Origin of the sequence: Undibacterium sp. RuTC16W (assembly GCF_049339445.1) — a bacterium.
Taxonomy (GTDB): Bacteria; Pseudomonadota; Gammaproteobacteria; order Burkholderiales; family Burkholderiaceae_D; genus Undibacterium.
Genome location: NZ_JBMPPE010000001.1, coordinates 264196 through 283668 on the forward strand (window position 1 = coordinate 264196; position 19473 = coordinate 283668).

Consider the following 19473-nt stretch of genomic DNA (forward strand, 5'->3'; position numbering starts at 1 on the left):
GAGGCAATTAGGATGGTTGATCACTCAAGAAATACTGACTGGTCTGTTGAGCGTGTAATTGACTTCACTGTGATTTTTCATATCACCGCGCACCCAAGCTTGCAATCCATAAAAGCGATCTGCGCGGGTATTCGCTTGCGTACCTAGTTTGATGTGGTCTGCACCACGCTGAAATAGCCAGCCGGTAGCAAGCGTGAGTAAGCTTTTACCGATACCCTGACCTTCAAATTCAGGCAAAACAAATAGCGCCCAAATAGAATTATCCTGCGATGCGGCGTAAGAAAATCCGACTACCTGCTGATCGATCTCCGCTACCCAGCCATGTCCCAATTGATCCAGATAATCGATACACATCGCTGGCGTAACCGCATTTGGATTGGACAAAATATTTTCTTTGACGGCGAAGCGAATTTCCATAATGACAGGGATGTCGTCGATGGTGGCGTCTCGGTAAGTAATGGGCATGCTATTGACTTTGTTGATTGTAAAAAATCAAACAATAAGCTGTTCTGCCCAATAAAGCAAAAATCCCTTGAACAGCCAATGCTCTTCAAGGGATTTTTATCTCTTAGGTGCTACGTTTGATCGTCTTATTTTTTGCCACTTCCATCCAGACTCAATGCGCCGCTGCCGTGGAGGATGACAAATAGCAGTCCGCCCATCATTGAGATATTTTTCATGAAGTGAATCATTTGATTCTGTGCCTGGTCTGCCGGTACGCCCCAGAAGTTATGAAAAATCACCGCAGCAGATGCCGTAAATACCAGCATCGCAGCAGCGGCCCAACGCGCCTTCCATCCTACAATCACGGCGATACCACCACCCAGCTCAACAATAATGGCAGCGATCGCTGCCAGTTGCGGTAGAGGCAGGCCTTTGCTGGCGATATAAGCGACTGTTCCGTCGAAACCGGCGATCTTGCCAGCACCTGATGCAACAAAAATCAGGGCGATCAGGATACGTCCAAGCAAGGGGCCAAAACGATGTAATGTGTTCATAGTTATTACTTTCAAAAAAATTGATAAAAATTTCTCAAGCTGATAATACTTAAATTACGCAGCCAGTTTCCCTGCTCTGAAATCATTGATCGCCTGAAAAATCTCCGCCTGGCTATTCATGACAAACGGCCCGTACTGGACGATGGTTTCTTTTAAAGGCTGACCGGCAATCAACAAAGCGCGGCTAGGTCCATTTGCGCGCAAAATCACACCGTCGCTATGAGCTTCATTACGCAAAATTGCCATACGTTGTTGTGGCACGGCCTTTTCACCAATCTGCAATTCACCGCGGTAGACATAGACAAAAGCGTTCATGCTGGCAGCCATTGCCTGCAAAAATACTGCGCCATCTTCCAGATGCAAATCCAGATACAGCGGTTCGGTAACATCGCGCTGCATCGCCCCCTTGACGCCATGACTGGCACCGGCAATCACCCTGACTGTCGCGCCGTCAGGTGTGGTGAATTGCGGAATACTGTCGCTCTGAATATCTTTGTACCAGGGTGCGATCATCTTGTCTTTTGCACTCAGGTTGAGCCAGAGCTGAAACCCTTCCATGCGGCCATCTTCCTGCTCAGGCAATTCAGAATGGATCACGCCGCGACCTGCGGTCATCCATTGCACACCACCGTTTTGCAGCAGACCTTCATTACCGGCACTGTCATGATGACGCATGCGACCTGTCAGCATATAAGTGATGGTCTCGAAACCACGATGCGGATGATCGGGAAAGCCGCCGATATAATCCTGGGGGTCATCGGTACCAAAGGCATCCAACATCAGGTAGGGATCAAGCCGGTATTGCAAGCCTTGTGTTAATACGCGAGTCAGCTTGACACCATCACCATCCGATGTCGCTTGTCCCAGCACTAATTGCTCGACCGCACGCGCCTGCGTCACGATCTCTGGCTGCAGTGTGTTAGTTGTTACTGTATCGATTGTTGCTGATGTCATGATGATTTCCTTTGTGTTGCGGTCAGCGCGACGTTTGATGATGAGTACTATCCCTAAAGTCGCGCCTGGCCGATTTATGCCGCTACGGCTACATCAATTTCTGCAATCTGTTCACGGGCAGATGTCAATGCCGCCTGCTCTGCATCTGGCCCCATCGCCAGACCTTCGGCAAAAATAAACTGTACATCGCTCATGCCCAAAAAGCCGAGGAAGGTTTTTAAATACGGTGTTTGCGTATCATTCGGCGTGTTGCGATATAAGCCGCCACGGGTCAATACCACAATCACTTTTTTACCTGTCAGCATGCCTTCAGGGCCGTTTGCTGTATAGCGAAACGTAACCTGCGCACGAGAAATAGCGTCGATCCAGTTTTTCAGTTGGACGGACACGCCAAAGTTATACATAGGCACGGCGAGGACAACCGTATCGGCCGCCTGTATTTCAGCAATCAGTGCATCATCCAGCGCAACGCGAGCGGCTTGCTCTGCTGTCCGCTGATCAGCCGGTGTAAACAAGGCACCTAATGCAGCACCATCCAATGTCGGATGCGGGTTGCTGCCAAGATCGCGCACAGTCAGTGTGGCGTCAGGCGCAGCAGCACGCAAGCGCTCAACGACCGTGTTAGCCAGATTGCTGGAGTGGGAAGCAGAAGCGCGGACGCTGGAGTTAATTTGCAAGATGTTCATGATGGAATCCTTTTCGGTAAATTCGGTAACTTCGGTAACTTCGGTAACTTCGGTAGCTTCGGTAGCTTCGGTAGCTTCGTTTGTCAGTGTGTTCGTTCGCTGATGTAGTCGCGGAGAGGCGATGGACTCACTTTATACGTTCCGAAATCAAAGCAGAAGACCATAAAATGGATATGATTGTCCCATTAATGGCACAATAGAGGAGATACAAACGCACTTTGGAGATCACATGCAACTCGAAGCCAATGATTTATTGCTGTTCGCCCGCGTCGTGGATGAGGGTAGTTTTAGCCGTGCGGCAGAGCGGCTAGGCTTGCCGAAGTCGACCTTATCACGCCGGATTACTGAGCTGGAATCTCAGTTAGGTGAGTGCCTGCTCTTGCGAACAACACGCAAACTCAGCGTGACGGATTTTGGTCATGCCGTGTTATTGCATGCGCATCAGGTTACTGCCGAAGTCGAATCAGCTATGGCTCTGGCGCAGCACCGGCAAATTCAACCCAGCGGTCGCTTGCGTATCTCCATGCCAAACGATTTTGCGAATGATGTATTGGCTCACTTGCTGGCGGAATTCATTGGCCGTTACCCGGCGATATCTTTAGAGCTTGATCTGTCGGCACGGCGCGTTGATCTGATCGGTGAGAATTTTGACCTGGCGATACGGGTAGGCGAACTGGCAGATGATGCCACTCTGGCAGCGCGACGACTCGCCGTGTTTACTGTCGGTCTGTATGCGGCACCGGCCTATCTGCAAAAACGTGGCACGCCCTACGAACCCGAAGCATTGATGGAACACGACAGCCTGCGTATTCTGATGCGTACCGGCGAGCCGGAAATCTGGTCACTGAGTCGCGGAGAAGAAAACTGGCGCGGCTCGCCACCGGCTCGTGCCACGGCCAACTCGCCAGAGACCTTAATCCGTCTGGCACGCTCAGGTGTCGGCATTACGATGCTATCCGATTATTTTGCAGAACAACTCGTCAAAACCGGTGAGCTGGTGCAAGTATTGGGCGACTGGACTTTACCCTCGGTCACGATATCAGCTGTGTTCCCGGGGCGCCGCCTGATGCCAGCCAGAACCCGCGTGTTTCTGGATGCGCTGGAGACCCAGTTCTCCGGGCCACAATGCCAGGCAATTGAAGCTCAGGTAAGTCTGAGAAAAAAACAGTCACGACCTTAAATACAAACTTCATATCCATGAAGGCGGTGACTGTGAACTGGAAATAATCTGCTACTTAGAACTTAAAGTTACCGGCGTCCAGCACTAGAGTCGCTGCACCGCAGGCAGGTGTTACGGCTTCACGGTTGCCGCTGCTTGTGGTCTGATTGCTTTCCCACACATCAGCGACGGCACCATGTTTCACGAACTTATATTGTATGGCGGTCGACGGTGGCAACTGTACGGTGCGTGACCAGGGCACATTGGCACCGCTGCCTTCTATCGTCATGCTGGTAACCGGCGTCCAGTTGTTGAGCTCATTGCGGTTACCGACGACATACACATTTTGACCGACTACCGTATTCGCATTCGCTACGCGGAATTTAACATCCACCGTCGTGCACGTTGTGCCACCGCCGCTACCGCTTCCGGTGACTTTCTGGTTGATGTGCAAAGCCACCGCAGGCACGGTAGTACCTCCGTTAGCGGCAATATTTAGTGCGGCAATACCGTTGCTGCCAACCGTCACACTATCGCTGGTACATGCTGTTTTCGCTGCATTCAGCTGACCATGCACGACATTGCAATAGGTCCCTGCTGGCAATCCTGTTTGCAACGATGGATTCCATGCAGAAGCCTCATTATTGATCGCGACAAAACCGTTAGCACCGCGGCTGAATGCGATCTGGTTGATCGTGCCATTAGTAAAATTACCAACCCCTTGTCCGGAAGTCGCAGCACGGAATGCCACCATATTCGCGATGTCAGACCAGCGATGGATAAAGTCCCAATCGACGTTGATCTTAGGATTGCCGCTGGCATCGTAGGGACTGGCAGATGGCGCGTTCTGGTCTTTGTTACTGAAGCGAAAACCAGAGTGAACCTGGGCATGTCCATAAGGCCAGGCAAGCATGAAAATATTCGCCAGATCATAGCGCTTCGTTCCCTGCGTGTCATTGGTCACGCCGGTAAAATTGCTGGCATTCATTGAGTCGCCATTGCGCTCAGTGTCCCAGTTGTTCACGAATACGGTCGCCTTGGTGCTATCGACGAATCCCCAGGTTCCGCCCCAATTACCCGGCGTCCCCATGTAGGTACGGATTTGGGACAACTGGTTGCCGTTTGTCGAGCGAAAGGTTTCGCGCATCGCCGCGGCGAATTTGAATTCATTGATTGTCCCCGCTGGGAAGTAATCACCACGATTCACGGTACCGTCAGAAATAATTTCCTGCGTTACCCAGACCGGCTCACCTGAACTGGTCGTGCTGGCCACGCTGGTGACAAAGGCTTGCAGATCGGCTGGCTGCATGTGCTTCGCCGCATCAAAACGGAAGCCGTCAACCCCCATGGCGAGCAATTTATTCAGATAATTTTTTACCTGACCGCGCACATAGGTACCATCGGTCTTCAGATCAGGCAGGCCAACCAGGCGACACACGATGACGTTGTTGCGATTGTTATCGTAGTCACTGCCCTGGATATCACAGGCTGGATGAAAATCGCTGCTGCTGAAATTAGGATATTGCAGCGTCGTCGAGTTCCAGGTCGATCCGTCGGTCGCCGTACCGGAGCCAGCCGCCATGTGATTCACTACGACGTCCGCATAAATGCGAACTTTAGCGGTATGGCAGGTATTGACCATGCTCTGAAATTCCGCCTCGGTACCCATATTACTTTTCAGTGAAGTGAAGTTCACCGGCTGATACACGTCATACCAGGCACTCAGGCTCGCAGAGGCTTGCGGCGGCGATACCTGCACCGCACCGTAGCCTTGCGGTCCGAGAAAATTCGTACACTCCTTGGCGATGTCATTCCATTTCCAGCGGAACATCTGTACCGACGTATCGTTGGCATTAAAATTCGCCGCCTGAACAGGCAAAGACGCGCCGAGGCTACTGATTGCCAAAGCGCTGGCAAGCACAGTGCGTCTGACTAAGCGACGGCGGGGTGTTGCAGTTGTATCGATTCTCATGTCTACTCCAAAATTTTTATCAATGTGTGGAAAATATAAATAAAGCACCGTCAGCTGCCAGCCGTCTTTGCGGTGTGCAGATTGCGGTATGCAACAGTGAGAACGAAGAAATGCGTGGCGCGGATGAGGCCAGCATGATCGTCAAGGAAGATGGCAGGAGGGATTACCCGTAAAAAAATTAGCAACTTCCTGAGATTAATGTAGCATAACTACAAATAAATTCTATTGGCTAGGACGAACTTTCCATGCTGCATATGCGAAAAAATGGGGAAATTAGCGGATTAAATGTAACTAATCTACATAAATATTAATCTGCAAAGCTAGTGAAACTGATACAAACGAATCGCCACCGGAATCGCAGCGGCCGGCGTAGTGATAGAACCACTTTGCATTCCTGGCAAGGTTCATCAGGCAGATAGTGCCTATTTATCTTACCCATCTGATGCAATCCGGGGCACGTCAATAAGGCATGTCGCGCTCAGCGGCGAAATCTCTTATCGCTTTGCAACATCAAAAACCCTTATCCGGGCAGCAATCGTGGTGCTGGCCTATTGTGTAAATTGTTGCTTGTTGGTACCTTGCTGATACTTTGTTACAGCTTGCATCATGAGCAATAACTCCGTCCCTCCTCTGCATCACACTTCTGATACTTGATCTTCCCGACCAGGTGAGGCGAGTGTGACGTCCAAGGGGTATGTTTAAGGTTTTTCCAACGCTTCATTACCGATCAAGTCCATGTCGATAGCAGATCCTGCCCAATTACTACAACGTGTTCCAGAACTACACGCCCTGATTGACGATCCAAAAATCAGTCGCGCCATCGAGTCTGGCGACACTTTTAAAGTCTATCGGGCGCTGGTATTGGCAAAACTATTCCGTCGCCTGCCGCAGCACAGCGATGTCTTGCGCCTGCTGACTAGTGAGCGTCGCCTGTTTGCCAAACCGCTAAAAGGCAAACCCTCGCTGGGTAGTATTAATTCCGTCGGATTTGGTTTTATCGGCAAAGCAGAAAAAGATCTGGATGATAGCTATATCGCCCTGCACGCCTTCGTCATTCTGTTCGCGATTCCGCTAGTGCCACTGGGTGCGTATGTGGTGAAAAGTACTGGCACCCGTCAGTGGCAAATTTATGCGCGCGCCCCTCTGGGCATTCTGGGCTGGCTGTATACACGCGGACTCGCACTGCTGGCTGTCGTCCTGGTGTTATCCGGTGCAGCGCATAGCTATCATGAATCGAATACGCAGGATTTGATGATACTGAATGGTTTCGATGTCCCTGTCAGCGTGAGTTTTGACCGGCAGACGCTGAACCTGGCGCCACAGGCAAAAGCCACGATCAACCTAAAGGCAGGGCGGGTACACGGCGTCGCCACCGCAGGTCCCTCAGGTGTTATCGACACCTTAGACGAAACTCTCAACAGCAGCGACCACTATACGATCTGGAACATTGCCGGTGCCGCTCCGTTAGTCCAAAACACGATCGTCTACAGCAAAACTGCGCCCGCCAGTCCCGATACAGGCGGTGCGCAAACCGTGTATTGCGGCAAGCGTTTTCTGGAGCTGGACAACATCAAATATGCGTTTGAAGAACCGCCCAATACCATCAGCATGAGCAAGCACCAGACCAGTGTCAGCGTGAATCATCTGACGATCATTCACAGCGGCGACACACCCGGCGTGATGGCGTGCATGAGCTATGCGTTTGATCAGGGACACGAAAAAGATATGGCGAAGGCGGCAGAAGCGCTGGCGCAATTACATGACTGGGACATGCGTTATGCGAGTACCGCGATCCTTGCTGCAGAGGCCGTGTCTAGCAAAGAAGGCATGCGTGTTGCACAGCGCGTCATGCAAGCAAAACCCGGCCAGGTAATCTATGAGCGGATGGTGCAAGACATGCGCGACGAGGCCGGTCAGCATGATGTGCTGCTGGCAGAATATGCCGAGCGCGCTCGGCTACAGCCCGATTCAGCAAGTGAACAATATCTGTACGCCTCGCTGATGTCAGGGGTCGAAGGTATCAGCACAATGCAGGCACTGGCGCAAAGATTCCCGAAAGATCCGAACATTCTGCGTAGCCTGATCTGGCGCCGGGCAGTCCATGGCGACTATCCGAATGCGATCCGCGACATGGCTCGCCTGCGTCAGATTTCAGCCATTGACGCAGACCGCTTAATCGATCTGGAAGTACGCTTGCTGGTGGCGCAGCGCAAAGGATTCGATGCCATGAATCTGCTCAATGCGGTAGTGCGCGACAAGACCGCAAATAACCGTGCTGGCCATGCAGCGGACTTTGGCCTGGTCGCGAAATATTTCGGTGCCGACCCTGAGCTGTATCTCAAAGCCTTACCCGGTGACGAAAAAAATTCTGTCGCTTTAGATTTTTACCGGGTACGTGCAGGACTGGCACCGATTCTGCCGCAAAACACACTGGCACCGACCGTCAAACTGGCGCTTGCTTTGCGCAATGCACCTGCCAAAGCCTTGCTGGCAGCGCATGACGTCACCCGTTACCAGATCGGCGCACTAGGTACCGACCAGCTGACTTTACTGTATGGAGAAGCCGTCCGTACCGATGACAAAATCGTGCTCGACAAAACCAAGGGTTTGTTACGCTTGCCAAAATCCGAAGACGACTTGCTGCGCCAGTTTATGCGCGGTGATTCGGTGTCGCTCGATGAAGCGGACATTGATCTGGATGTGCAGGCAGCGGCATACCTGATCCGCTCACGGAATCCGCAATTGCCCGCGGCAGAACGGTCGGCTCTGCGTGCCCGCGCAGCAAGAACCGATCTTCTGCATGGCACCGTCAGTACGGCGTTAAACCAATGGCCAGGCTAATGAGTCATGAATGTATGTCGCACCTACTGCTTAGATCAATTGAGACCAATTCAGGTCCATTCAGCACGTATAAAAATTGTTCCAGCGAGAAACTGTAAGGTAACCAGCCGTGTTTAACGGAAGCCATGCAAATCCCAGATTAAATGATCGTTACAGTATTCAAGTCTATGAAAAAAAATGAAAAAAATTCTTCCAGCCGCGCCAATATCGCACAGCGTGCGAGCCTGGTTCTGGCCTTGTGGTTAGGTTTCTGGTTACTCGCGATCGGCTTGGTTTGCGGCTTGCTATGGATACCCTTCGCCCAGTTATCGTATCGCTCGTCGTTGCAATTTACCGGCATTGTGGCTGGCATCGCAGGACTGAGTCTGGCCTATTCACTACGTCCGCGCCGGCGTGCCAAAGAGAGTGCGTCCAGCGTCAAACCTTTGTCACGCGACACTGCAGCTGACTTGTATGCCATGGTTGAACACATCGCAAAAAAACTGGACATCCAGGCGCCAGTGAATATCCACCTGATCGGTGCTGCCAGCGCATTTATCAGCGGCAAACGTAACTGGCAAGGCAAAATAAAATCGCTGGAAGTCGGACTGGGTTTACCCTTGCTGGGCACGCTGTCTGAGCAAGAACTGGGGTCCGTTATTGCGCATGAATTCGGTCACTTTGTTGGCGGTGATCTGTCCCTGGGTCCATGGGTATACCGGACTCGCATGTCGATTGCTAATACGGTAACCGATCTTGATAATTCTCTGTTTTTTCTGGACCTGCTGTTCCGCTATTACGGCAAATGGTTTTTACGTTTATCCGCCAGCGTATCGCGTGAACAAGAATATGCCGCCGATGCGCAGGCAGCACAATATTTCGGCACAGCAGCGACCCGCAGCGCACTGGAAAAAGTCCATCTGATTGATCCTATGTGGTCGACCTATCTCGATCATGAGCTCGGTCCGGCCATTAATCGCGGCGCACGGATGCCGATTTTTGATGGTTTCCGTCGCTTTTGCCGCCCCGGGGTAAAACGTGCTGCGGTTCACAATGCCATCAAGCACGCAGAGTCGCATAAGAGCTCAGAATTTGACACACATCCATCACTGGCGGAACGGGTCAGCGCACTGGTGCCTGGCGCGAAACCTAGCTACCCGCCACTGTCCCAATGTATGCATCTGATTGGTGGAGAAAAAGCGACTGAGGATGCCTGGTATCTTCTGTTCGACCAGAGCAAATTAAGTCCGGCAGACTGGGATACTTTTGGCGAAACAGTCATGCAACCCCAGATACAGCAACGCTTTGCCGGTAGCTGGATGGATCCTGAAAAATTGCCTTTCACCGAACTGGTACAAATGGCCTTACGTCCCGAAGATTCCTGGGAGAGACTCAAGCCTGAAGGCGTAAGTTTCTTATCGCCACAGGGCAAGCGTAATCATGTACTGGAGATTTTAGAAGAGTGGATTGCCGCCTGCTTGATTCATCGAGGATTTTCTATCAAAGCAACTCCGGGACAAGCGATTAGCATGCAGCGACTGCTGCCAGTGCCGCAATCTGTACAGCCGTTTGAATTGTTGCAAATGGGTTTAACCGGCTCGCTGAAATCGACGTATCTGGCGCAATTCAATCTACCGGCAACATCACCAATGCAGGCTGCGACAGCACCAACAACCTCACCACAGCAGACACCTGCGCAAACTCCGGATACGGCAGCGTGATAGGTAGTTCGGGTGGCGGTAACATATTCTTCACCCGTACTACCTATCACCTGAAACTACAATCTACACAGATCTCAAGGTGCGCATGCAATCGAGATACGCAGCCTGTATCGATGCCTGCTGCACATGCCGTCCATGCTCCACCACCAGACGACCGCCGACGCGTACATCCCTGACCAGATTGTCGTTGCCCGCAAAAATCCAGGTATTCAATACCTCCGTAGCGGGCAAACCTTGCAGATTTGGATGCAGATGATCCAGCACCAAAAAATCAGCTCGCATACCACATGCCAGTTGCCCGACACGACGCCCCGCCGCTTGTGCACCACCTTGCAAACAAGCTTGCCATAAATAATCGCCGACACGTCGTTGTCCAAGCTGGCTGGCGATATTGCGGCCTTGAAGACGTAAGCGCTGCCCGTACTCCAGCCAGCGCAATTCTTCTATGGGACTTTGCGATACATGGCTGTCACTGCCGATGCCGAAGCGTCCATTGGCAGCAATAAAATCAGGTAGATCAAAAAAACCGTCTCCGAGATTTCCCTCCGTGGTCGTGCAAATACCTGCGACTGCCCGGCTTGCGGCTACTGCAGCCAGTTCTGCCTTATCCAGATGCGTCGCGTGCACCAGACACCAGCGCTGATCGATATTCTGCGTATCGAGCAGCAACTGCACCGGACGTTGACCGCTGTACGCAAGACAGGCGTCTACTTCTTTTTGTTGTTCAGCGATATGAATATGCACCGGGCGATCAGCGGGTAAGGCAGCAACCAGATCCCGTATCTGTGTCGTGCTGGCGGCGCGCAAAGAATGCGGTGCGACACCAACTTCCACCTGAGCATTACGTGCCGACTCAAGCTGCTGTACCAATTGCAAAATCTGTTCGGGATTGGTCGAAAAACGGCGCTGGTCATCACGCAATGCTGTCTCGCCAAAATCGGCATAGCTATACAGCACCGGTAACATGGTGATGCCCATACCCGTCTCATTTGCCGCAGCGATCACGCGCTCTGCCGTCTCCGCCATGTTTGCGTAAAAAGCACCGTCAGGTGCGCGATGCAGATAATGGAATTCACATACCGAGGTGTAGCCATGACGCAGACATTCGGCATAAAGCTGCGCTGCAATCGCCTGCATCTGCTCCGGCGTAATGCGCAATGCTGTCCGGTACATCAGGTCGCGCCAGGTCCAGAAACTATCCGGCCCTTCTCCTGCGATTTCTGTCATCCCCGCCATGGCACGCTGAAATGCATGTGAGTGAAGATTAATCATGCCGGGCACGATATAGTCTTCCTGCATCTCATGCGGCTCGACCTGCACATCCGGGCTGACCGCGGTCAGGTCGCCCGCATCATTCCAGGACAAGCGCACATTCTGCGCCCAACCGTCCGGCAGATAAGCATGCCGGGCAAAGATACGTCCACTCATACACCCGCTCCTGCCTGCTGCGAAGCCCAGTCAACGCAGGTCGTGAGCAATTGCGTCAGCGTGGGTTGTATCTGTGCGGCGAGATCAGGCCGGTAGGCAAAAGGCGCATGCTCATCCATATAAATACACTGACTCATTTCCAGTTGTACCGCATGGATATGATCATCGGGCCGGCCATACTGTCGTGTGATATAGCCACCTTTAAATCGTCCGTTAAATACATGGCTGTAGACTTGTGCTGACGTGGACTGATTCAGGCAATCTGCCAGCGCTTCTTGCAAGCCGATATGACAAGAACGCTGATCGGCGGTACCAAAATTCAGATCCGGCAATTTCCCCTCAAAGAAACGCGGTACCTGCGAAGCAATCGAATGGGCATCCCACAAAATAGCGATCCCATGCTGCGCTCTGAGCCGCGCCAGTTCCTGCTGCAACTGCTGATGATACGGCTGCCAGTAGCGAGTGATACGGCGCTGCACCTCGGCAGTATCAGGCATATGACCCACAGGATATAAAGCTTGTTTGTCGAAAGTATCGACCGGACACAAGCCCGTCGTATCTTGTCCCGGATACAGGTTGCTATCGTCAGGGGAGCGATTCAGATCAATCACGTAACGAGAATATTCAGCATGAATCACCGAGGCTCCGAGCGCTTGTGCCATGTTGTAAAGCAAGGGCAGATGCCAGTCCGTATCCGCCTTTTCAAACGCGACCGGCTGCAATTGCGCGCTGACCTCAGGTGGAATATTCGTCCCTGCATGCGGCATAGAAATCAATAAAGGCACACTGCCCTGATGAAAATGAAAAACTGGATTCATGATGTCATGCTCTCTAAAAAAATCATATTGCGTTTGTTGTTGCTGCTTGTTGGCAGAGTTACTATTCGGCTTATTGATAAGCTTGTTATGCCACTCCTTAGTCAGAACTGACGAACAACTTCTCTCAGCACCCCACATCCAATCCGCAGACTAGATGCGGCTTCCCAAGGTATTTCGTGCTAACAGCCGCATCCTGCTTGCGGATTCTATTTTAGGCATTTCTCAAAACTTCAAAATTAAAAAATCGTACCGATAGGACTGCCGCAAAAATCAAGACCTCTCACCACAGAGACATAAAAACAGAGGAACAAAGAGAAAAGCAGGAGTACGGTTTCCAAAAAATATCGATTCAAGAGTTTGTAGAAGCTCCACTCCATATCATTCCGGCTAGTGATCACGTAATTTTTGGCCAATGCGCGCTGCCGCTGCCATGGTCATCTGGATATAGTCAGCTTGGCGTTGCTGGGCACGGCTGACGGGTGCCATCAGAGACAGGCTCGCTTCCAGTTTATCTTTCGATGAAAAAACCGGCACACTGGCGCCCCAGACTCCCTCATCAATTTCGTTCTCAGTGATGGCGTAATGTTGCTGGCGTATTAGCAGCAATTGCGCTTGCAATACTTCCCGCTCTTTTTCCGGAAGCGAGCGCATCTGATCATCCTGAACCGCTTGCGGCAAATAGGCCAGCAAGGCTTTGGCTGATGCGCCACGCAGCAGTGAGTTCGCACTGCCTTTTGTAAATGAGCAGCGCAGGGCTTGCTGACTTTCTTGCATATCGAGGCAAATCACCTGACCGTTCACATGCACCAACAAACCGACACTTTCACCAGAACGCTGCACCAGTTGCTCGATTTCTGAGCGCGCCTCCGCCATCAGATACGAATGATGATCAAAACCCCAGGCAAGCTGCATTGCCAGCGGACCCGGCTCATACAAACCACTCTGTCCATGTTCTTGCACCAGCCCCCATTTTTTCAACGGCGTGAGCTGGCGATACACCGTGCTCAGCGGGATACCCGTCTGCGCCGCGATGTCACGTGCGGCAATACTCTGCCCCGCCCGGGCAATACAAACCAGCACCTGCAACAACCGCTCGCTTGATGGGATCGCACTCAATGCCGCCTGATGAATTGGATGAACGCTCATAGGATTACACGCCAGATGAAGATCTCATCCTAACAGTGTATTCCAGAATTTCAAGGATCGATTCCCGCTATGTGAGAATTTAAAACGAATAAATAGTTACGGCAGCGAGATCACAGAGACGATCTGACACAGTGGGATAGGGATTTATCAGGAATTCAGGGGAATTGAATGGTAGAGAAAAGCAAATTCGAATATAAAGCGGAGCACACAGAAACACACGCAGCATTGACGCGGCTTCCCAAGGCATTTCGGCCCGGAAGCCGCGTCGCTATTGCGGAGTCACTTATAAATACCGCAAGCAAAGTACAGATCATCGATCCGTTCTACATAGGTGCTTTTCTTTTCCAGCTCTTTGGTAGTCGGGTTCGGCCATTTATAGTCGACCCAGCCTTTGCCTTCTTTGCTATTGGCGACCTCATTCATTTTGCGGACAAAATAGACACCGTCGACATCTTTCAGATCGCCCAGCGATTTGCCGATCAGCTTAGGATTTGCGCCGTGTGCCATGGTTGGTCCGCCGCTCTTCAGTGCACCAGCAAAAATATATAAATCCTTAACGATAAATTGTCCCTTAGGGTCATTGATTTCCGCAAAGGTCTTATCCTTGCCGTTTGCCTTGTAATACGTGATGACTTTTTTCACCAGATCCGTTGCTTCCTGCGCGGAGCCATGTTCTACGGCGAACGCGGTGTGAGTGAAGAGTAAGCTGAGTAAAACCGTAACAATATATCTGCATGCTATTTTCATGTCGTCTCCTTTTTATCGTTCTGGATAGTCGCCTTTATTTGCTGGCGATTTCAGCATAATCCATAGCCGACAGGGATACAAACTTCTTCTGATTTCTTATGGCAAAGTGACTCAATGCTCATGGGCCAGAGCACAAAGAGGATGCATTTGAGATTTGAGGAGTGACAGAGAACGTGAAATATCCGGTCTGCCAGGAGGGCAGATCGCGGATAATTGAAGAAACAGCGGTAGCTCAGCGCAGGAGTAAAGTCGCTTAGCGGACTGCGTGCGCAAGTTTAAAGGTGCCCACCACTTGTGATAATTTGGCGGCTTGCTCGTGCAGGCTGGAGGCTGCTGCTGCGGCTTGTTCTACCAGGGCCGCGTTTTGCTGCGTCATCTCATCGATATGAACGATGGCGAGATTGATCTCGCTGATACCGACGCTCTGCTCATGTCCGGCTGCGGTAATCTGGGTCATGATCTCTGCCACATCATGCACAGACACGACAATATCGCCCATGGTTTTCCCGGCTTTTTCTACCAGCTGATTACCTGTGTTGACCTGACTCACCGATTCATCAATCAGCGTTTTAATTTCTTTCGCGGCACCGGATGAGCGCTGCGCCAGGCTCCTGACCTCGGACGCGACAACGGCAAAGCCACGACCTTGCTCACCGGCGCGGGCTGCCTCTACGGCGGCATTTAAGGCCAGAATATTCGTCTGAAACGCGATGCTCTCTATGGTCCCGATGATGTCGCCTATTTTGCGCGAACTCTGCTGTATCGTGCTCATCATATCGACCACTTGCGACACCACTTGTTGCCCCTGAGTGGCAACTTGCGATGCGGATGCTACCAGCTGATTGGCGCGCTGTGCGTTGATCGCATTCTGCTTCACGGTGGTAGTCAGTTGCTCCATGGTGGAAACAGTTTCTTCTAGCGAACTGGCCTGTGATTCGGTACGGGCTGACAGATCGTTATTGCCACTGGCAATTTCGCTGGTCACGACCGTCAACTGATCAGTGCCGCTACGTACGCTCCCGACAACGCCGGTCAATCCTGTACCAATGCCGTTGATCGATTGCATCAGCTGACCGATCTCGTCACGACGGCCTATGTGTAATAACATGGTCAAATCACCGGCAGCTAATTTTTGCGCCCCCTTCATCGCATCCCGTAACGGGCGACTAACCATTACCTTGATCAGGCTATTCATCAGCACGGACAATCCGCCCACGGCAACGATTGCTGCCAGCATTGCCCAATTACGCAGGCTGGCAATTTTTTCGCTTTGCTGAGGGACCAGTTCTTGCAGATTCCCGCTGAGAACGGCGATGAAAATGAGAACTAATAAGATGACCAAACCAAAAGCCATCAGGGATACCTTGGTACTGATACCCATCTGCGCCTGGTTACTGACATTGATGCCGACAAACAGAATCCCGATGATCACCCCAGAAGGATCCTTGATCGGGTTATATTGTGTGATGTACTGAATACCAAACAAAGTCGCGTAACCGGTATACGACTCGCCCTGGATCAAGCGCTTGTAACCAGGATGAGCACGGTCCAGCGGCGTACCAATCGCCCGTTCACCGTTTTCTTTTTTGATCGACGTAGATATCCGCACAAAATCATCGCCGTCTTTGACAAAAACGGTAGCGGCAGTGCCTGTCTGTTTAAAGAATCCGTCTACCAGGGAAAAATCCATGTTGATGACGGCAGAGCCATGTTGCAACACCGGCGTTAAACGTCCTCCGACCTCAATTAATTGCGTCCGGTCCAGCCTGATCTCGCCCTTCACAGAGTGCTGAAACTGTCTGGAAAAATGCTTAATCCGGCTTTTTTGAGAAAGGAGTTTATTCATCTTACTTACCTTACCTTGTTGGAATTTTTCTTTAGCAAATCCAGAATCGGGCTAAGACATCAGGACAGTATGGTGGGGCATAAAAATAAATATTTTTTGTGTGCAATAAAGTATCACTGATGCTGATCATTCCAGCAACACTTAAAGCCGCTATTTGTACAGATTTTTTGTGCGATGTGAATTGAAACGCCATTGATCGGACAAGCTCTATGACATGTCAGTGAAAATTGCACGGAAATTGAACGCGCCAGCCCCTAGCATGATCAGATGAATGCTGTAAGGCAAGACTGATGCCAGAATCTGCGCCAAGGGAGTGGTGCAACTATGCAAAATTAGGCATGTACGCTAATTTCATCTAAAAGCCAATGGCGATCTGGCTTTGCATCAGTAAAAACGAGAACGCTGCAACACATCCAGCGCATGAATAAAATTCATATCTTCAATAATCTCATGACCCGCACAGAGCTTAATTACGGCTATACGGTGTGGCCTGGCAGTTGCGGACTTCTTGCCCTGCGAAATCAAGTTTGATGACATCAAAGCGGGATTTTTCATCCGCGTTCAGGGCACGCAATTGGTAGGCGAACTTGTTGGTGGTAATGGTGCGCGGGCCGATGCGGGCGCTGTGTACGCCTTTGTTATTTAAATTGGCAAGGTGTGCTTTGGCGGCTTCTTCTGTTTTAAACACACCTAACGAAATACCAAATCGCAGGTTTGACTGATCTTGTACGATAAAAAAATCGGTAATGCCGAGACGACGTAATTCACCGGCTTTTTTCTCTGCACCTTCTTTACTGCCTTGCGATGGAATGAAGACCATATTGGTTGCGACATCCGCCACGTTAATACGCGATTGCCGGTCACCCAGGGCGAGCGTCTTTAATTTTTCTTCGACTTTTGGGGCATCTGTTTGCGGGAAATTACCGATCTCCAGGCAGGCAACGATATCGTTCTTTTTCTCAGCAGGGACTTCTGAAGGTGCCATGGCGAGACTTGCCGAGATCAGTTGCAGTTGATCGCTCTGGAGCTGCTTCGTCATACGCTGCGGCTCGTGGGTATCCATTTCCCAAGTACCGAGATAGCCTAGATTGAAGGCCAGCAGGGCTGCGTTGAGTACCAGCAAACTCCAGAAAAAAAATCTCAGCATAGGTTTATCAATTCTCGGTTGGGAGAGTAGCAATAGCAGGCACGTCGCCGGGAGCGCTCGTCGATGAGGCGACAAGCGCCAATCCGGTCAAGACCAGATTATCCACATGCTGACAAGAGATGCCAAGATGGGGCAGCAGATATGTTGCCGCCCCACCAGAAATGAGACAGATCACGTCTTGCTGGCGCTGTATTGCCCATCTGGCGACCGCTCGCTCAATCGCACCGGTCTGCGCATTGATGCAACCGCTGACAATCGCGGTCTCGGTGTGGTTGGCAAACAGATTGTCCAGGGTGATGCTTTCTGCGACTTGTGGTAATTGGGCGGTGTTTTTGGCCAGCGACATTGCCATGAGTTTCAGTCCGGGCAAAATCATCCCTCCATGGAATACGCCATCGGCACTGATCGCATCAATCGTGGTCGCCGTACCGCAGGTTGCTACGATGAGATTGTGACCTGGATATAAAGCGTGCGCGGCAATTGCGGCAGCAAACCGGTCTGTTCCCAACTGAGCGGGCTGAAGATAGGCATTATGAAGACCTGCTGCATCGCTGGATGACGCGAACCAGTCAGGCTCTACAGCGGGGGCGGCTAAGGCTAACTGGTCGGCAATACGGCTTTTGACCTCAGCTCCTGCGACATTGGAAATGAGTATCTGTGTAATGACAAACTGGCGCAAAATCACGGCCAGATTGTCGAGTTCGGCATGGCTGACAGAACCCTGATGCTGCCAAACAGGCGGCAGCGTCGCCGGTGAGCCGGGCAGCTCCGATATTGCCCATTTAATGCGGGTGTTGCCGGCATCAATCAATAACAGCATGGTGGCATGACCTTTAAGTATGTTGTCATTATCAGGGCTTACATATAAACCAAAAATTTTTTACCCGGATGGGAGAAAGCGGGAAAGCGAAAATGATGTCCGTTCCCACAGGTTGGCAACCTAAGCCGTACCAACAGAAATTTCCAAAGGGGGAGCTTGTAAAAATCCTTTAATCGATAGGCGATGAAACTGCTTACTCCTATCTTTTCTCTATGTCTCCGTGTCTCTGTGTCTCTATGTTGAGAGACCTTGGTTTTTGTATCAGCCCTATCAATCTAATATTCCAATGTGGAGATTTTTATAGGTTCCAAAAAAGAATCCGCAATCCAGATGCGCCTGTTGGCACGAAATGCCTCTGAAAGCCGCGTCCGGCCTGCGTATTCAATATGTTTGTCGCTAAAAGGCGTAATCAACTAAGCGGACGTAAGGATACATCACCGGCAAGTACGGTGACCTGACTGGCTTCCGTTTGCAGCAACAGACATCCTGACTCATCGACACCCAGTACCGTTCCTTCGTGTAATACCTCGCCTCTATCGACGATTCTGACAGCCTGCCCCGCATAAGCATGCAGAGCGTTCCAGCGCATCATAAACGCAGCAAATCCTTGCTGCTGAAATTCACCAAGCGCTTTTGCTAAGGCATTTAGCAAGTGCGCTAACAAGAGATTCCGGTCCATTTGCGCCAGCCAGGGTGCATCTGCTACGGCTTGTCCGATTGCCTCTTCCAAGGCATCTGGTACACGTAAATTTAAGCCTATGCCGATGACCGCCCACATCGCATCGTCATCCACATGGTCCGCTGCGGTCTCGATCAGGATCCCGGCAAGTTTTTTGTTCTCTTTGAGAACATCGTTAGGCCATTTTAATTGCACTGGTACGCCTAAGCTAATCAGCACTTCGGCGATGACCACGCCTATCGCCAGCGGCAAGCCAGACAAAGCTTGTGCGCTTTTGGTAAAACGCCACGCCAGGGAAAAGGTGAGCATGCCACCGGATACCGAGTGCCAGACGCGTCCGGCGCGACCGCGTCCTGCGGTCTGATTCTCGGCGACACGCAGGACAGGTGCATACAAATGGCCAATCCTGGCCAGCAAATCCGCATTGGTTGAACCTGTTTCCTGCACGACTTCGACATCCACTTGCGATCCGTAGTGATCACGTAGTAACAGAATTTGGCCGGTATTAAAAATACAGTTCATTGAGTTTTTA

At 51.3% G+C, this 19473-nt stretch carries 17 protein-coding genes; 4 read left to right on the top strand and 13 right to left on the bottom strand.

Annotation, left to right across the window (positions count from 1 at the left end; translation table 11 throughout):
* Window positions 1-24 precede the first annotated feature (24 nt).
* The 4 genes from ACO0K4_RS01270 to ACO0K4_RS01285 form a co-directional block, all read right to left on the bottom strand.
* On the bottom strand, window positions 25-465 hold the full coding sequence (locus ACO0K4_RS01270) for a GNAT family N-acetyltransferase (RefSeq protein ID WP_422954787.1): 441 nt from the start codon (window positions 463-465) through the stop codon (window positions 25-27).
* Window positions 466-590: 125 nt separating this feature from the next.
* Window positions 591-998: a DoxX family protein gene (locus ACO0K4_RS01275; protein ID WP_422954788.1), complete on the bottom strand. Its 408-nt coding sequence runs from the start codon at window positions 996-998 to the stop codon at window positions 591-593.
* A 54-nt stretch (window positions 999-1052) separates the two neighbouring features.
* A complete protein-coding gene (locus ACO0K4_RS01280) occupies window positions 1053-1952 on the bottom strand; it encodes a pirin family protein (protein ID WP_422954789.1) in 900 nt (299 codons plus the stop codon).
* 74 nt (window positions 1953-2026) lie between these two features.
* Complete coding sequence (locus ACO0K4_RS01285; RefSeq protein WP_422954790.1) at window positions 2027-2638, bottom strand: FMN-dependent NADH-azoreductase; 612 nt, start codon at window positions 2636-2638, stop codon at window positions 2027-2029.
* A gap of 229 nt (window positions 2639-2867) precedes the next feature.
* On the opposite strand from ACO0K4_RS01285, the gene ACO0K4_RS01290 reads away from it, so the two are divergent.
* Window positions 2868-3818, top strand: coding sequence for a LysR family transcriptional regulator (locus ACO0K4_RS01290; protein ID WP_422954791.1), 951 nt, complete (start codon window positions 2868-2870; stop codon window positions 3816-3818).
* A 55-nt stretch (window positions 3819-3873) separates the two neighbouring features.
* On the opposite strand, the gene ACO0K4_RS01295 is transcribed toward ACO0K4_RS01290, so the two are convergent.
* Window positions 3874-5769 carry an alpha-amylase family glycosyl hydrolase gene (locus ACO0K4_RS01295; RefSeq protein ID WP_422954792.1) on the bottom strand — a complete coding sequence of 632 codons (1896 nt, stop codon included), beginning with the start codon at window positions 5767-5769 and terminating at the stop codon, window positions 3874-3876.
* 26 nt (window positions 5770-5795) lie between these two features.
* Between ACO0K4_RS01295 and ACO0K4_RS01300 the strand changes: the two genes are divergently transcribed.
* From ACO0K4_RS01300 to ACO0K4_RS01310, 3 genes are all read left to right on the top strand, one after another.
* Complete coding sequence (locus ACO0K4_RS01300) at window positions 5796-5942, top strand: hypothetical protein (protein WP_422954793.1); 147 nt, start codon at window positions 5796-5798, stop codon at window positions 5940-5942.
* A gap of 562 nt (window positions 5943-6504) precedes the next feature.
* Entirely contained in the window at window positions 6505-8610 is a 2106-nt protein-coding gene (locus tag ACO0K4_RS01305) for a hypothetical protein (protein ID WP_422954794.1), read from the top strand.
* 167 nt (window positions 8611-8777) lie between these two features.
* Window positions 8778-10310, top strand: coding sequence for a M48 family metallopeptidase (locus ACO0K4_RS01310; RefSeq protein ID WP_422954795.1), 1533 nt, complete (start codon window positions 8778-8780; stop codon window positions 10308-10310).
* Window positions 10311-10373: 63 nt separating this feature from the next.
* On the opposite strand, the gene ACO0K4_RS01315 is transcribed toward ACO0K4_RS01310, so the two are convergent.
* From ACO0K4_RS01315 to ACO0K4_RS01350, 8 genes are all read right to left on the bottom strand, one after another.
* Window positions 10374-11738 (bottom strand): formimidoylglutamate deiminase, encoded by a 1365-nt coding sequence (locus ACO0K4_RS01315; RefSeq protein ID WP_422954796.1) that lies wholly within the window; start codon window positions 11736-11738, stop codon window positions 10374-10376.
* A complete protein-coding gene (gene hutG, locus ACO0K4_RS01320; RefSeq protein WP_422954797.1) occupies window positions 11735-12556 on the bottom strand; it encodes an N-formylglutamate deformylase in 822 nt (273 codons plus the stop codon). The genes ACO0K4_RS01315 and hutG overlap by 4 nt, the downstream gene beginning before the upstream one ends.
* A 387-nt stretch (window positions 12557-12943) precedes the next feature.
* A complete protein-coding gene (locus tag ACO0K4_RS01325; RefSeq protein WP_422954798.1) occupies window positions 12944-13702 on the bottom strand; it encodes an IclR family transcriptional regulator in 759 nt (252 codons plus the stop codon).
* A 279-nt stretch (window positions 13703-13981) separates the two neighbouring features.
* Window positions 13982-14449 carry a cache domain-containing protein gene (locus ACO0K4_RS01330; protein WP_422954799.1) on the bottom strand — a complete coding sequence of 156 codons (468 nt, stop codon included), beginning with the start codon at window positions 14447-14449 and terminating at the stop codon, window positions 13982-13984.
* 253 nt (window positions 14450-14702) lie between these two features.
* Window positions 14703-16295, bottom strand: coding sequence for a methyl-accepting chemotaxis protein (locus tag ACO0K4_RS01335; RefSeq protein ID WP_422954800.1), 1593 nt, complete (start codon window positions 16293-16295; stop codon window positions 14703-14705).
* Window positions 16296-16761: 466 nt separating this feature from the next.
* Window positions 16762-17442 carry an SPOR domain-containing protein gene (locus ACO0K4_RS01340; RefSeq protein WP_422954801.1) on the bottom strand — a complete coding sequence of 227 codons (681 nt, stop codon included), beginning with the start codon at window positions 17440-17442 and terminating at the stop codon, window positions 16762-16764.
* A 7-nt stretch (window positions 17443-17449) separates the two neighbouring features.
* Window positions 17450-18262, bottom strand: coding sequence for a type III pantothenate kinase (locus ACO0K4_RS01345; protein WP_422954802.1), 813 nt, complete (start codon window positions 18260-18262; stop codon window positions 17450-17452).
* 409 nt (window positions 18263-18671) lie between these two features.
* Window positions 18672-19463 (bottom strand): biotin--[acetyl-CoA-carboxylase] ligase, encoded by a 792-nt coding sequence (locus ACO0K4_RS01350; protein WP_422954803.1) that lies wholly within the window; start codon window positions 19461-19463, stop codon window positions 18672-18674.
* Window positions 19464-19473: the final 10 nt, after the last annotated feature.

Coding starts and splice junctions, on each gene's coding strand:
- ACO0K4_RS01280 (WP_422954789.1), bottom strand. CDS start 1,952: ATGACATCAGCAACAATCGATACAGTAACAACTAACACACTGCAGCCA.
- ACO0K4_RS01345 (WP_422954802.1), bottom strand. CDS start 18,262: ATGCTGTTATTGATTGATGCCGGCAACACCCGCATTAAATGGGCAATA.
- ACO0K4_RS01350 (WP_422954803.1), bottom strand. CDS start 19,463: ATGAACTGTATTTTTAATACCGGCCAAATTCTGTTACTACGTGATCAC.
- ACO0K4_RS01270 (WP_422954787.1), bottom strand. CDS start 465: ATGCCCATTACTTACCGAGACGCCACCATCGACGACATCCCTGTCATT.
- ACO0K4_RS01285 (WP_422954790.1), bottom strand. CDS start 2,638: ATGAACATCTTGCAAATTAACTCCAGCGTCCGCGCTTCTGCTTCCCAC.
- ACO0K4_RS01315 (WP_422954796.1), bottom strand. CDS start 11,738: ATGAGTGGACGTATCTTTGCCCGGCATGCTTATCTGCCGGACGGTTGG.
- ACO0K4_RS01275 (WP_422954788.1), bottom strand. CDS start 998: ATGAACACATTACATCGTTTTGGCCCCTTGCTTGGACGTATCCTGATC.
- ACO0K4_RS01330 (WP_422954799.1), bottom strand. CDS start 14,449: ATGAAAATAGCATGCAGATATATTGTTACGGTTTTACTCAGCTTACTC.
- ACO0K4_RS01290 (WP_422954791.1), top strand. CDS start 2,868: ATGCAACTCGAAGCCAATGATTTATTGCTGTTCGCCCGCGTCGTGGAT.
- ACO0K4_RS01335 (WP_422954800.1), bottom strand. CDS start 16,295: ATGAATAAACTCCTTTCTCAAAAAAGCCGGATTAAGCATTTTTCCAGA.
- ACO0K4_RS01325 (WP_422954798.1), bottom strand. CDS start 13,702: ATGAGCGTTCATCCAATTCATCAGGCGGCATTGAGTGCGATCCCATCA.
- hutG (WP_422954797.1), bottom strand. CDS start 12,556: ATGAATCCAGTTTTTCATTTTCATCAGGGCAGTGTGCCTTTATTGATT.
- ACO0K4_RS01295 (WP_422954792.1), bottom strand. CDS start 5,769: ATGAGAATCGATACAACTGCAACACCCCGCCGTCGCTTAGTCAGACGC.
- ACO0K4_RS01340 (WP_422954801.1), bottom strand. CDS start 17,442: ATGCTGAGATTTTTTTTCTGGAGTTTGCTGGTACTCAACGCAGCCCTG.
- ACO0K4_RS01310 (WP_422954795.1), top strand. CDS start 8,778: ATGAAAAAAAATGAAAAAAATTCTTCCAGCCGCGCCAATATCGCACAG.
- ACO0K4_RS01305 (WP_422954794.1), top strand. CDS start 6,505: ATGTCGATAGCAGATCCTGCCCAATTACTACAACGTGTTCCAGAACTA.